We start from the raw sequence: 13,817 nt of genomic DNA, 5'->3' as shown, positions 1-13,817 counted from the left end.
AGCAGACATCGGGCTCTGGCCTCTTATGTACATCTGTCGTTGAAACCAACGTTGCAGAAGCCATATTGCGTGTCAACCGGATCAGATTATACATTATCCAAGAATTTTCACGTGCATTTCGACCAGGGCCCTAGAGAAGTCCCACCACCACAAGGCTACAAAGCCGGCTCAGGACACCAGGGACAACGGAGCTACAGATGAGCGAATTCAAGGCGCAGCCACCCGAAGGCATGGAGCCCAGCGGCGCCTCACTGGCCGGCGACTCGGTCTACCAGAAGATTCGCGACGACATCATTTCCGGCCGCCTCAAGGCCAATGAACGGCTGATCGTGGCCGACCTCGCCCGCCAGCACGACACCTCCACCAATCCGGTGCGCGAGGCGCTGCAATTGCTGCGCGGCGAAGGCTTCGTCGTCATCTCGCCAAATCGCGGCGCGCGGGTGCGGCCGATCGACCAGAACTTCGTGCGCGATATCTACGAGATCGGCGTACTGATCGAACCAGCGCTCACCCGCTGGTTCGTGGGCATGGCCACCCACGCCGATATCGCGCGGCTGGAAGAGATCCAGACCCAGATCGAGGAGAACAATTTCCTCGATCCCACACGCCATAGCGAGCTCGACACCCGCTTCCACACCATCATGTACGAGCGCCACTACAACCGGCACGCTGCCGAACTGTGGTGGAAGCATCGTGAAGTGCTGCGTGCCGTCAGCCGCCGCTTCAATTTCACCCTGGCCCGTCGGGCCCAGGTGCTGCGCGAACATCGCCAACTCATCCAGTTGATCAAGGACGGCGAGGCCGACAAGGCCGCCGCCCTCGTGGCCCAGCACGTGGAGGGCTCGGGCCGCCATATTCTCGAACATATGCGCGCCGCGGAGGCCGCACGCGCCGGATAACTATAATTCGGCGCCAGCCGAACGGGGGGAGCTCAGCATGAAGATCACTGGCGTCAGGCCGTGGCTTATTCGGTCCACGGCATCCTATTGGGGGGAGTTTCTCTTCATCGAGGTAACCACCGATGAGGGTGTGTCCGGCTGGGGCGAAATCACCACCACCACTTTCGTGGGCAATCGCGCGCTCACCGTCATGCTGCGCCAGATCAGCAAGATCATCGAGGGCGACGACCCCGCCCATATCGAGCGCATCTGGCACAAGATCTTCCGCAACTTCACCTATGTCGGCAGCCGCGGCGCCGCCGTCGAATGCGTCAGCGCCATCGACATCGCCCTCTGGGACATCCGGGGAAAGGTGCTGAACCAGCCTATATACGAGCTGCTCGGCGGACCAGTGCGCGAAGAGGTGCTGCTCTATACCCATCCCGATCAGCGCAAATTCACCAGCAAGGAAGGCGTGGTTCAGGAAATCCGCGACATCATCGCCTCCGGCCACACGGCGCTGAAATTCGACCCCTACCCGCAGCAGGGCAAGCTGGACCGGCACGGCATCGCCCGCGAACAGGGCGATGGCTATCTCGATGGCTCGATGGACCGCCGCCACGCCCGCGAAGCCGCCGAACTCACCGCCCTCATCCGCGAAACCGCCGGCCCGGATATCGACATCCTCATCGACGCCCATGGCCGCTTCGACGTGCCCACCGCCATCCGCTGCTGCCGCGATCTCGAAGAAGCCGGAGATATCGATTGGTTCGAAGAGCCCGTTCCACCCGAAAGCGTCAATGCCCTCAAGCAGGTCCGCGACAAGGTCAATGCCGCCATTTCCTGGGGCGAGCGCGGCCACACCAAATGGGACTTCGTGCCCGTCCTCGAAAACAAGCTCGCCGACTACATCATGCCGGACGTCACCTGGACCGGCGGCATTACCGAGCTCAAGAAAATCGCGGCACTGTGTGAGGCCTACTACATCCCGGTCTCGCCCCATGACGCGGCCGGCCCGATCAATGTCGTGGCCGGCGCGCAGGTGATGATGACGGTGCCCAATTTCTATCGTCTCGAGACCTCGGAGTGGAACCTCTCCAAATACGATCACCTGATCGACAAGCCGCTCGATAATTCCAATGGCGCCTTAAAGCTCAACAAGGCGCCTGGGCTCGGCATCGAGATGAACCGGGCCTATCTCGAAGCCAACGCCATAGAAGTCGACTGAAGACCGGCGTGAACTGAACTCGTTTAGGAGGAATGACCATGGATGCGCACAAGGCCGCAGAAAGTATCGAAAACAATGTGCGGACGGCTTCTCGGCCAAGCGAGTTGCGCATAACCGACATGCGGGTCGCCGAAATCACCGGCGCCCCGTTCCAGACCGCTCTGCTCAAGATCTACACCAATCAAGGCCTTGTCGGTTTCGGCGAAATCCGCGACGGCGCCAGCGCCACCTATGCCTTGATGCTCAAATCCCGCCTCCTTGGCGAAAACCCCTGCGACATCGACCGCCTCTTCCGCCGCATCAAGCAGTTCGGTGGCCATGGCCGCCAGGGCGGCGGCGTCTCGGCGGTCGAGATTGCGCTCTGGGATCTGGCAGGCAAGGCCTATGGCGTACCGATCTACCAGATGCTGGGCGGCAAGTTCCGCGACAAGGTCCGCATGTATTCCGACACCGACGCCGAAAAGCCCAGCGGCACCGAGACGGGCAAGCGCCTCAAGGAGCGCATGGACCTTGGCTACACCTTCCTCAAGATGGATCTGGGTCTCATGCAGATCGCCGACGTCCCCGGCGCCGTCGTTGCCCCGGTCGGCTCGCTCGAAGGCTATCGCATCCACCCCTCGCGCGGTTCCGGCAAGACCATGGACGACCGCCGTGCTCGCAATGCCGTCTACGACACGCATAATGTGCGCCACCCCTTCACGGGCCTGCATTTTTCCGACAAGGGTCTGGACCTGCTCGAGCAGTATATCGCCGAGGTGCGCGAGGTGATCGGCATGGAAGTGCCGCTGGCCATCGACCATGTCGGCCATATCTCCCTGCAGAATGGCATCCGCCTTGCCCGCCGCATCGAGAAATACGTCCCGGCCTGGCTCGAAGACGTAATCCCCTGGCAATATACCGACCAGTATCGCCAGCTCCAGCAAGCCACCACCGTCCCGATCTGCACCGGCGAGGATATCTACCTCAAGGAAGGCTTCGAGCCGCTGCTCAAGAGCGGCATCTCGGTCATTCATCCGGACCTGCTGACCTCGGGCGGTATTCTCGAAACCAAGAAGATCGGCGATGCGGCGCAGGAACACGGCATAGCCATGGCCATCCATATGGCCGAAAGCCCCATCGCCTGCATGGCCGCCGCCCATGTCGCCGTGGCCACCGAGAACTTCATGGCGCTCGAATATCACACGGTCGACGTGCCCTGGTGGGACGACATCGTCACCGGGCTGCCCAAGCCGCTGGTCAAGGACGGTTTCATCACCGTTTCCGACAAGCCGGGTCTCGGCATTGACGACATCGTCGACGAGGTCCTCCTGCAACACCTCCAGGACCACACCACCGGCATCTGGCAGCCCACTGACCAGTGGGACGAGGAATATTCCTGGGACCGCACCTGGAGTTGATTTCTGACCTCTCCCTCTGGGGAGAGGTCGGCGGCGCAGCCGACGGGTCGGGGGGCCTTCCCCTCGCCCACGACAAGGCCCCCTCACCCGACCTTCGGTCGACCTCTCCCCCTGAGGGAGAGGTGAAGAAAGGCAGATCACCATGAAAATCACCGACCTGCGCTGCGCCGTCATCGGCCGCCACCCCATCGTCCGCATCGTCACCGATGAAGGCCTTTATGGCTTGGGAGAGGTGGAGTTCACCAAGCCCTACCTCAAACCCTTCGTGCTCCATTTCAAGGAAGCCCTCATCGGCGAGGACCCCACCGATGTCGAGCGCTGCATGCTCAAAATCCGCCAGCGCGGCAGTTTCAAGCCCTATGGCGCCGCCGTCTCGGCCATCGAGCACGCGCTTTGGGACATTGCCGGCAAGGCGGCCAATGTGCCGGTCTACAAGCTTCTCGGCGGCAAAGTGCGGGACAAGGTCCGCGTCTACAACGGCTCCATCCGCCAGAAGCGGAACGGTGAGCGGCCGGAGGATTACGCCGCCGACGTCAAATGGATGATGGAGCGGCCCGAAAACTTCTTCATGGTCAAGCAGGGAATCTCCTTTCATTCCAACATGAAGGACACCATTCCCGACTTCCATTACGGCATCACCCAGACCAAGTCCGGTTATCACGGCGCCATGGACCAGGGGCAGATTTCCGAGCGTGGCTTCAACCACATGCTTGATTGCGTCGCCGCCATGAAGGAAGTGCTTGGCGACAAGGTCTCTCTGGCGCTCGATTGCGGCCCCGGCTGGTTCCTCAACGACGCCATCCGCTTTGCCCGCGCCGTCGAAAAATACGACCTCATGTGGCTCGAAGACATGCTGACCGGCGACTATGTCCCCTGGGTCAATCCGCAGGCCTATCGCGAACTGACCACCTCCACCTCGACGCCGATCCATACCGGCGAGCAGATCTATTCCCGGCACAATTTCAAGGAACTGATCGAGACCCAGTCCGTGCGCGTCGTCGGTCCCGACCCCGCGGACATTGGCGGCATTGCCGAACTCAAATGGGTGGCCGAACACGCCTATATGCATTCGATCATGATGGCGCCGCATGGCACAGCCAATGGCCTCCTGGGCCTCGGCGCGCTGATCAATGTCTGCGCCACCCTGCCCGCCAACTATATCGCCTTCGAATATCCCAGCGCGTCCGATCCCTGGTGGACCGACATCGTCATCGGCCTGCCCGACGGCCCCATCGTCAGGGATAGCCATGTCGGCCTGCTTGAGGCACCTGGCCTCGGCCTCGATATCGACGCCGAAGGCGCACAAAAATATCTGGCCGAGGAGGATCGGGACTTCTTCGCGCCCTGACATCGCAATCAGCTGAAAATGCAAGGCAAGGGCCGCGTATTTTTATCCCATTGGGTGCTAAATTCGTTCCTTCGTCATCTTGCTGACAACAAGACATTTGACGAGCATGCCATTGCGGCCCAATAACCGCACCCGACCCTTGCACAACCAGAGGCCAGCATGACGCAATCCGACCCATCGGGTGACAAGCGCCGCCCCCGACTTCTCGGCCTTGCCGCCCCGGCCCGCATTGCGCTGATCCCGCCTCTGTCTGCCGCGCGCTGGATCATCCTCCTGATCGTGCTGATCAGCGTCTATTTCTTCCATGGCTTTCTAGTGCCGGTGCTGGCGGCACTGATCATCGGCTTTGCCAGCTGGCCGCTCTACCGCCACGTGATCCGCTGGGCCGGTGGCAACAGGACGCTCGCGGCATCGATGATGATCGCCGCCATCGTCTTGTTCCTGGTGGTCCCGGCGCTGTTCATCGGTGCCTTTGCGGTGCAAGAAGTGCGGGCGCTTTACCAGTGGGCCATGGCCACCAACAGCGCCGGCGCGCCGCCACCGGATTGGTTAGCCACGCTGCCCCTTGGCGGCGATTGGCTGAGCGAGCTCTGGGCTGAGCGCATCGGCCGCCCCGGCGCAGTGGCGCTCCTGGTGGAAGGCACTGTTGGCGCCAATATTCTAAATATCTACCACAGCATACTCAGCATCACCGGCGGCACCCTCAACTTCCTGCTGAACCTGCTCTTTGCCATCGTCGCCCTGCTCTTTGTCTATCGCGACGGCGAGAAGCTGGCGGCTCAACTCGACAAGATCGGCAATCGGATCTTCCCGCTGCGCTGGGATCGCCTGTCGCGCATCGTGCCCGCAACAATAAGCTCCACCGTTACTGGCATGACCATCATCGCCATCGGCGAAGGCATCGTGCTGGGCATTGCCTATTGGCTGGCCGGCGCCCCGTCACCGGTCTTGCTGGGCATCATCACCGGCGTCGCCGCCATGATCCCGGGCGGTGCGCCGCTTTCCTTTACCCTGGTCTCGGCATATCTGGTCGCCTCGGGCTCCCCATTCCATGGACTGGCCTTGTTGGCCTGGGGTTCGGTGGAGCTCTTCATCGTCGACAAGACCTTGCGGCCCAAGCTGGTGGGTGGCCCCATCAAGCTGCCCTTCCTGCCGACCTTTTTCGGCCTGATCGGCGGCGTCAAGACCATGGGCTTTGTCGGCTTGTTCATCGGCCCGGTGCTGATGGCGCTGCTGGTGTCGATGTGGCGTGAATGGATGCTCGATCTCGACGAGCCGGCACCCGTGACACAGACAGCCGAGGTGGTGATCACCCAGGACGTGACCTAACGGCCAAGGGTGGACGCGACGGCCGAAACGACGGCCCAGAGCCCAAAACCGATCATCACCAGCCCCGAAAGGCGGGAGATGACGGCGGCAAAACCGGTGGGCAGGCGCTGCCGCAACAGCGCCACCCCGCCGATTAGCAGGCACCACCAGAGCATCGAGCCGGCAAAGACCCCTCCGACCACCATTGCGACCGACCCCAGCCCGTCGGCCGACGCCAATCCCAGCCCGGCGAACAAAGCTGCAAACGACACTATGGTCATCGGATTGGCGATGGTCAGAACAAAGGTGGCAACGGTAACGCCGACGAGGTCGCGCGCCGGCACGTCTGCAGCCGCGCGCATCGGTTTTGGCCTCAGGCTCGTCCAGCCCAGCCACAGCATGAAAGCGCCGCCCAGAAGACGCAGCGGCAGATCGACCATACCCAGCGCCCCGGAGAAGGCCGCAAAGCCGAGCGCCGCCAGTAGCGCATAGGTGCCGTCAGCCAGAGCGGTGCCCAGGCCCCCCGCCAAACCGGCGGCAAAGCCGCGCTCGAGCGTTCGATTGATGCAGAGCGCACCAATGGGCCCAAGCGGCGCCGCAATGGCAATGCCAAGCGCCACGCTCTTGACCAGCAACATCCAGTCCATGTTCAGCCCCCCGGCACGAAGGCGCCACCCACGGTGGAAGACAGGGCGATCACCGTTTCGCTGCGACCAAGGAAACGCTGGGCCTTGAGCTCGGCCAGTACGCCCTCGATGTCAGCCACGCTCGCCACGCGCAGCTTCACCAGATACGACCAGGCGCCGGTGACATGATGGCATTCAAAGATATTGGGATGCGCCGACGCAAAGCGGCGGAATGCCTCTTCGTCGGCATCCTGGCGCAGCGCCACCCAGAGAAATACCAAAGTAGCGAGCCCCAACGCCTCGGGGGCAGCATCGACGGTGAACCGCCGGATTGCACCCGACGCCACCAATCGCTTGATGCGCTCGTTCACGCTCGAGGGCGACAAGCCCACCACCTGGCCAATATCCGCCAGCGCCCGACGCGCATCCTGAGCCAGCAGCGCAACAATTTTGAGGTCAATTTCATCCATAGAAGCAAAATATGCGATTATTATCCAATATCAACATATATTTTGCTGTAAAGGCGCGCTCAAACCATCAATTTTTCGGACAAACTCGCATTCGCCGATATCGGCTGCGGCGACAGACTTCCGCAACCATATCGCGCAAAATCCGCCCTATCGCGCACCAACCGTCATAATCGGCCAGCAGGATAGGTGTTTCGCCCTAGGCCGTATCGAGTTTGGAAACGTTTTCAGTGCAGCAATTCACTGGAGCGACAGGACCAGAACAGTCCGCGCCGAAATGGGGGCTTTAATGCTTGATGTTGTGCGGTCCTGGTTTTCCGTGCCCCGAGACAATCCGGAGCTGCTGCGTGCGCAATATGCAGCATTCTCCAAGCAGGTGCCCCTGCTCTACACCATCCTCGTCATCAATACCTGGGGGCTGGCGACGACCCATATCGGTCTGGCGCCGGATTGGCTTGCCATTCTGCTGCCCACTGCGCTGACCCTGGTCTGCATCATCCGCTGCATCAGCTGGTGGCGTAGCCGCAGCTATGTCCCCAGCAGCGGCGAAGCCTACCAGGCCCTGACGCGCACCAATCGGCTGACGGCTATTCTCGGCGTCATGTTCGTTGCCTGGAGCTTGTCGCTCTATTCCTATGGCAATGCCTATACGCAGAGCCACATCGCCTTCTTCATGGGCATCACCGTGGTCAGCTGCATCTTCTGCCTCATGCATCTGCGCGCCGCGGCGCTGTCATTGATGGTGCTGGTGAATGTGCCCTTCGTGCTGTTCTTCAGCGCCACGGGCAACCCGACCTTCATCGCCACCTCCATCAACGTTGCCCTCGTATCGGTAGCGATGCTGATTATCCTCAACATCTCCTATCGCGACTTCACGCACCTCATCGCCTCACGCAAGGCGCTGCTGCAAAAGCAGGGCGAACTCGAGCAGAAGCAGGTCGAGACCCAGGCGCTCAGCGACGAGAATTTCCGTCTCGCCAATCTCGATGCGCTGACCGACCTGCCCAACCGCCGGAGCTTCTTCTTCAATCTCGAGCAGAGCTTTGCGAAGGCGCGCGAGACCGATACCCCGCTGGTGCTAGGCATTCTGGACCTCGACGGCTTCAAGCCCGTCAACGACGCTTATGGCCATGGCGTGGGCGATCTAGTGCTGGTGGAAGTCGCGCAGCGCCTGCGCGATGTCTGCGGCTCCGACATCACCCCCTACCGGCTGGCCGGCGACGAATTCGCCCTGATGGTGGGCACACATCTCACCGAGGATGTCATTCTCGAAAAAGCCGATCGCATCTGTGCGCTGTTGCGCATGCCCTATCCGGTGACCAATGGCACGGCACAGATTTCGGCCAGCATCGGCTTCAGCGCCCTGAGCCCCCAATGTCGCACCGCCCACGATCTATTCGAACAGGCCGACTATGCGCTTTACGACGCCAAGCGCGGCAGCGGGCGCGGCAAGGCACATTTCTTCTCGGCCGCGCATCAGTCGGCGATCCTGCAGAACATCGCCATCGAGCATGCGCTGATCAACGGAAATCTCGAGGACGAGCTCTATCTCGAATTCCAGCCCATCGTTGAAGCCGGCAACGGCCTGCCCATGGGATTTGAGGCGCTGGCCCGCTGGCGCAGCCCGACCCTGGGACAGATCTCGCCCGGCCTATTCATTCCCGTGGCCGAACGCGCCGGGCTCATCTCGAAGCTGACCCGCCTGCTGCTGACAAAGGCGCTTCACCAGGCCGGTGCCTGGCCTGCGCCGCTCCGGCTCTCCTTCAATCTTTCGGTGCATGATCTCAGCATCGCCGATGGGCTGCTGCCGCTCATCAGCATCATCACTGCCAGCGGCTTCGATCCACGCCGGCTCGATCTCGAGATCACCGAAACAGCAATGATGCGCGACTTTGCCCAGGTCACCCAGGCCATCGACACGCTGAAATCGCTCGGCGTCGGCATTTCGCTCGACGATTTCGGCACCGGCTATTCCAGCCTGACCCAGGTGCATCGGCTGCCGCTCGACAAGATCAAGATCGACCGCAGCTTCGTCGTCGATATCGACAAGAATCCAGCCAGCCACAAGATCGTCAAATCCCTCGTGGCACTGTGCCGCGACATGGACCTGTCCTGCGTGGTCGAAGGCGTCGAGACCGAGGAAGAGCTCAAGGTCCTGCGCGAATTGGGCTGCGACCTGATTCAGGGCTTCTACTTTGCCCGCCCGCTTTCGGTCGACAGCATTGCCGGCTTTCTCGCAGGGCCCGAGCGTATTCGCGCCTAGCGGGCAAGCAGCCGCTCGCGGTCCAATAGCATGGCGGCCTCGAGCGCGACGCGCGCCGCCTCGACATCACCCTTCTCAACGGCCAGAACCATCACCTCCAGCCGAACAGAGGCTTGGTGCATGTAGTCGCTCAACCCCGACCTATCACGTGTCAGCGCCAGGGCGAGCAGCAGTTCGACGACCCCCACCACCGACCGCAGCAGGGTGTTGTGCGCACTCTCGGCAATGATGGAATGAATTTCGAGCGTCGCGAGGCCGAATTGCTCGACCCCGTCTCCTGAGGTTGCTGCCTGATGCAGCCAATATTTCATCAGTCGCACATGCTCTGCCGTGCGATGGCGGGCAGCCCCTTCGATGGCCGGCACCTCCAGGGCCGCGCGCACCTCAAACAGATTTTCAAAGAAATGGGGGTCGTCAGGCGCGTGAAAATGCCAGGCCAGCACCTGTGAATCGAAGAAATTCCAGCGGCTGCGCGGCGACACCCTGGTGCCGACCTTGGGCCGCGCCTCAACCAGTCCCTTGGCCTCGAGCGTCTTGACGGCCTCGCGCAGCACGGTGCGCGACACACCATACTGCTCCATCATCACCGCGTCGCTCGCCAGCACCGAACCAACGGGAAACGCGCCTGAGACAATGGCGCGCCCAATCTCGTTGATGACGAAGGTGTGGAAATTGCGCGCAGCGTGCCGCCCCGAAAGGGACCGGATGAGGCTGCCTGCTTCGATCATGTCAGGCTTTCTGTGAGGCTTTGTCTCCGGGAGCCGCGGCCGCGAAAATGATGCGCTGCAGCAGAATGAACAGGAACAGCAGTATGCCGATCACGATCTTGGTCCACCAGCTCGACAGCGTGCCGTCGAAGATGATGTAGGTCTGCACCAGGCCCAGCAGCATGACACCGATAAAGGTGCCGAGAACGAAGCCATAACCGCCGGTGAGCAGCGTGCCCCCGATCACCACCGCGCTGATGGCATCGAGCTCCACGCCAACTGCCGCCAACGGATAGCCCGCCGAGGTATAAAGGGAAAACACGATTCCGGCCAAGGCCGCCAGCACCGAAGACAGCATATAAATGGCGACTGTCGTGCGCGCCACCGGCACACCCATCAGCGAGGCCGAAACCGGGTTGCCGCCCAAGGCATAGACGTAGGAGCCGAATTTGGTCCGGTGCGCTACCAGCGCGCCGATGATGAACACTGCCACCATCGACAGGCCGATAAAGCTCAGTCGTCCTCCGCCCGGCATGCGGATCATCAGGCTCGAAATCCAAGAATAGAATTCGTGGCTGATCGGCACCGAATCCTGGGTTATCACCGAAGCGGCGCCGCGCGCCAGAAACATGCCAGCCAGCGTCACGATAAAAGATGGCACTGCAAGGAAGTGGATAGCCAGACCCATCGTGCCGCCGAACGCGGCCGCGACCAGAATGGCGATGGCGAAGGCCAGCAGCGGATGCAGGCCCGCCCAGGAGATCAGCACCGCCACCAGAACCCCGGTGAAGCCGATCACAGCACCCACCGACAGGTCGATGCCGCCCGACAGGATGACGAAGGTCATGCCCACCGCTGCAATACCGAGAAAGGCATTGTCGGTGAGGAAATTGCCCAGCACCCGGGTGGAGAACATATTTGGGAACTGCATGACCGCCACGGCATAGGCGATCGCGAAGATCAGCGCGGTGGCGACGAGCGGACGAAGGCTGCGGCTCATTTCTGCGCTCCCTTGGCAACGGGCCGGAGTCGGACGGGGGCCAGGCGCGAGGCCAGTGGCGACTGGATCAACAGCACGATGAAGATCAGCCCAGCCTTGACGATGAGATTGAACTCGGGCGGGAAGCCGGAGACCAGGATGCCTGTATTCATCGCCTGGATGATCAGCGCGCCGACCACGGCCAGGGGCACCGAGAAGCGCCCGCCAAGAAGCGAGGTGCCGCCGATCACCACGGCAAGGATGGCGTCGAGCTCTAGCCACAGCCCGGCATTATTGGCGTCGGCGCCGCGGATATCGCCGGCCACGATGATGCCGGCAATGGCGGCACACAGGCCGGACAGCGAATAGACCAGCATCAGCAGCATGCGGCTGCGAATGCCGGCGAGACTGGCGGCAGCGCGATTGACGCCCACTGCCTCGATGAAGAGGCCGATGGCCGTGCGACGCACCAGCAAGGTGACGAGCACCATAAGCACCAGGGCGATGACCGTGGCCATGGGCAGGCCGAGGAAAGAGCCAGTGCCGATAAAGATCAGTACCGGGTCGTTGAAGGTGACGATGAAGCCCTGAGTGATGAGCTGGGCGATACCACGCCCGGCCACCATCAGCACCAGCGTGGCGACGATAGGCTGGATGTCGAGCACCGCCACCAAAAAGCCGTTCCAGAGTCCGCATAAGAGGCCGACAACCAGCGCGGCGGTGACGGCGACAGGCGCCGGATAGCCCGCCACCACCAGCGTCGCCGCGACCGCACCGGCAACCGCCATCACAGCGCCCACCGAGAGGTCGACGCCCTTGGTGGCGATGACGCCGGCCATGCCGATGGCGAGGATCGCCACAGGCGCCCCACGGTTGAGCACGTCGATCAGGCTGCCGAACAGGCGCCCGTCCTGCCAGGTGATACGGAAGAAATTGGGAAACAGCAGCCAGTTGATCAGCAGCACGCCGGCAAGGGCGATGAGCTGCGGGTTAGCCAGCTTGCTGACATAGCGCCGGATCATGCGGGCGCTCCTTCACGGTGATTGGCGATGGCCTGCACGATCACGCCGGGATTGATGTTTTCTCCGTTGAGCTCGGCGACCATTTCGCGATCGCGCATCACCACGATGCGCGAGGAATAGGCCACGACCTCGTCGAGTTCGGAGGAAATGACGACCAGCGCCAGTCCCTCGTCGCGCAGGCGATTGATGGTGCGGACGATTTCGGCATGGGCGCCGACATCGATGCCGCGGGTGGGCTCATCAAGGATGAGGAAAGACGGGTCTGTGGCCAGCCAGCGCGAAAGGATCACCTTCTGCTGGTTGCCGCCGGACAAGAGCTTGATCGGCATGTCGAGCGAAGCCGCTCGGATATCCATGGACTCCCCGAACTTGCCGGCGATTTCCATCTGCTCGTCGCGATTAAGCGCCGAGAACCAGCCCAGCTTGCCTTGCAACGCGATGATGATGTTTTCGCGCACGGAAAGGTCGCCGAAAATGCCCTCGGCCTTGCGATCCTCCGGACAAAAGCCGAAGCCGAGCGCGATGGCGTCGGTTGGCCGGGCGATGCTGGCCGGCTTGCCCTCGAAGCTGACCGTGCCTTCATCGGCGCTGTCTGCCCCGAACATGATGCGCGCCATTTCGGTGCGCCCGGAGCCCAGGAGCCCGGCAACGCCGATCACTTCGCCCTTGTGAATGGTGAGATTGAACGGCAGCACCGAGCGCTTGCGCCCATAGTTCTGGAAGTCGAGCAGCACGTCGCCCAGCGGCCGGTTTTCCTCGAGCTTGGTAGCGCCCGAAAAAGCGACATCCTTGCCCAACATCAGGCGCACCACGTCGGTGCGGCTGAGATCGTCCAGCGCCCGGGTTTCGATCAGCTTGCCATTGCGCAGAATGGTGACCCGATCGGCAATGGCGAAGACCTGGTCGAGGAAATGGGTGATGAAAACGATGGCCAGGCCCGAGGACTTCAGGCCCGCAATGATCTCGAACAGCCGCTCGACCTCATTGCGGTCGAGGCTTGCCGTAGGTTCGTCGAGGATCAGCACCTTGCCCGACAGCTCGACGGCGCGGGCGATGGCGACGATCTGCTGCACCGCCACCGAATGGCTGCCCAATTCACTTGCCGGATCGAGATCGAGGCCATAGCGCGCCAGCACGGTGCGGGTATCCGCCTCCATCTTGCGGCGATTGACGAAACCGAACCGCGTCGGCTGATGCCCTAGATAGAGGTTTTCGGCCACCGAGCGGTTGGGCAGGAGATTGACCTCCTGGTAGACCGTGCCGATGCCGTATTTCTGCGCCTGCTGCGGATTATCGAGCACGACCGGCTCGCCATCGGCCAGGACCTGCCCGGTGGTCGGCTGGTAGGCGCCGGTCAGGATCTTGATCAGCGTCGACTTGCCGGCGCCGTTTTCGCCCAGCAGCGCATGCACTTCCCCAGCTTTTAGGCCGAAATTGACATTGTCGAGGGCGACATGGTTGCCGAAGACTTTTATTATTCCGCGCGCTTCGAGCGCGAATTGCTCACCAGCCATATGCCCCTCCCCCAAGAAAGCCCCACCCTTGATCGCTCCCCGCAAGGGAGAAGGAGACGATGAACACGAGCGTCGTGGCC

Annotated in this window: 12 protein-coding genes; 6 read left to right on the top strand and 6 right to left on the bottom strand. The window is 62.0% G+C overall.

What is annotated here, in order from left to right; all coding sequences use genetic code 11:
• Nucleotides 1-197 precede the first annotated feature (197 nt).
• The 5 genes from DEVEQU_RS06555 to DEVEQU_RS06535 all read left to right on the top strand — a co-directional run bounded on the left by DEVEQU_RS06555 (nucleotide 198) and on the right by DEVEQU_RS06535 (nucleotide 6,180).
• Nucleotides 198-899: a GntR family transcriptional regulator gene (locus tag DEVEQU_RS06555; RefSeq protein WP_126149788.1), complete on the top strand. Its 702-nt coding sequence runs from the start codon at nucleotides 198-200 to the stop codon at nucleotides 897-899.
• Nucleotides 900-936: 37 nt separating this feature from the next.
• Entirely contained in the window at nucleotides 937-2,106 is a 1,170-nt protein-coding gene (locus DEVEQU_RS06550; protein ID WP_126149787.1) for a mandelate racemase/muconate lactonizing enzyme family protein, read from the top strand.
• 38 nt (nucleotides 2,107-2,144) lie between these two features.
• Nucleotides 2,145-3,503 carry a mandelate racemase/muconate lactonizing enzyme family protein gene (locus DEVEQU_RS06545; RefSeq protein WP_126149786.1) on the top strand — a complete coding sequence of 453 codons (1,359 nt, stop codon included), beginning with the start codon at nucleotides 2,145-2,147 and terminating at the stop codon, nucleotides 3,501-3,503.
• Between the two features lie 142 nt (nucleotides 3,504-3,645).
• Entirely contained in the window at nucleotides 3,646-4,851 is a 1,206-nt protein-coding gene (locus DEVEQU_RS06540; RefSeq protein WP_126149785.1) for a mandelate racemase/muconate lactonizing enzyme family protein, read from the top strand.
• Between the two features lie 159 nt (nucleotides 4,852-5,010).
• Nucleotides 5,011-6,180, top strand: coding sequence for an AI-2E family transporter (locus DEVEQU_RS06535; protein WP_126149784.1), 1,170 nt, complete (start codon nucleotides 5,011-5,013; stop codon nucleotides 6,178-6,180).
• On the opposite strand, the gene DEVEQU_RS06530 is transcribed toward DEVEQU_RS06535, so the two are convergent.
• Together DEVEQU_RS06530 and DEVEQU_RS06525 are read right to left on the bottom strand one after the other, a co-directional pair.
• Nucleotides 6,177-6,806 (bottom strand): LysE family translocator, encoded by a 630-nt coding sequence (locus DEVEQU_RS06530; RefSeq protein WP_126149783.1) that lies wholly within the window; start codon nucleotides 6,804-6,806, stop codon nucleotides 6,177-6,179. The genes DEVEQU_RS06535 and DEVEQU_RS06530 overlap by 4 nt on opposite strands.
• Nucleotides 6,807-6,808: 2 nt before the next feature.
• Nucleotides 6,809-7,255, bottom strand: coding sequence for an Lrp/AsnC family transcriptional regulator (locus DEVEQU_RS06525; RefSeq protein WP_126149782.1), 447 nt, complete (start codon nucleotides 7,253-7,255; stop codon nucleotides 6,809-6,811).
• Nucleotides 7,256-7,541: 286 nt separating this feature from the next.
• On the opposite strand from DEVEQU_RS06525, the gene DEVEQU_RS06520 reads away from it, so the two are divergent.
• Nucleotides 7,542-9,515 carry a putative bifunctional diguanylate cyclase/phosphodiesterase gene (locus tag DEVEQU_RS06520; protein WP_223214125.1) on the top strand — a complete coding sequence of 658 codons (1,974 nt, stop codon included), beginning with the start codon at nucleotides 7,542-7,544 and terminating at the stop codon, nucleotides 9,513-9,515.
• Here DEVEQU_RS06520 and DEVEQU_RS06515 read toward each other — a convergent pair.
• From DEVEQU_RS06515 to DEVEQU_RS06500, 4 genes are read right to left on the bottom strand one after another with little or no spacing between them, the layout of a single operon-like run.
• Complete coding sequence (locus DEVEQU_RS06515; protein WP_126149780.1) at nucleotides 9,512-10,243, bottom strand: FadR/GntR family transcriptional regulator; 732 nt, start codon at nucleotides 10,241-10,243, stop codon at nucleotides 9,512-9,514. The genes DEVEQU_RS06520 and DEVEQU_RS06515 overlap by 4 nt on opposite strands.
• Nucleotide 10,244: 1 nt before the next feature.
• Entirely contained in the window at nucleotides 10,245-11,222 is a 978-nt protein-coding gene (yjfF, locus tag DEVEQU_RS06510; protein WP_126149779.1) for a galactofuranose ABC transporter, permease protein YjfF, read from the bottom strand.
• Nucleotides 11,219-12,223, bottom strand: a complete 1,005-nt coding sequence (locus tag DEVEQU_RS06505) for an ABC transporter permease (RefSeq protein WP_126149778.1) — start codon at nucleotides 12,221-12,223, stop codon at nucleotides 11,219-11,221. Before DEVEQU_RS06505 ends, yjfF begins: the two co-directional genes overlap by 4 nt.
• Nucleotides 12,220-13,737: a sugar ABC transporter ATP-binding protein gene (locus tag DEVEQU_RS06500; RefSeq protein WP_126149777.1), complete on the bottom strand. Its 1,518-nt coding sequence runs from the start codon at nucleotides 13,735-13,737 to the stop codon at nucleotides 12,220-12,222. Before DEVEQU_RS06500 ends, DEVEQU_RS06505 begins: the two co-directional genes overlap by 4 nt.
• Nucleotides 13,738-13,817: the final 80 nt, after the last annotated feature.

This window comes from Devosia equisanguinis (assembly GCF_900631955.1).
Taxonomy (GTDB): domain Bacteria; phylum Pseudomonadota; class Alphaproteobacteria; order Rhizobiales; family Devosiaceae; genus Devosia; species Devosia equisanguinis.
Note: the sequence above shows the minus strand (reverse complement) of the source record. Positions and strands in the feature narration are given on the sequence as shown.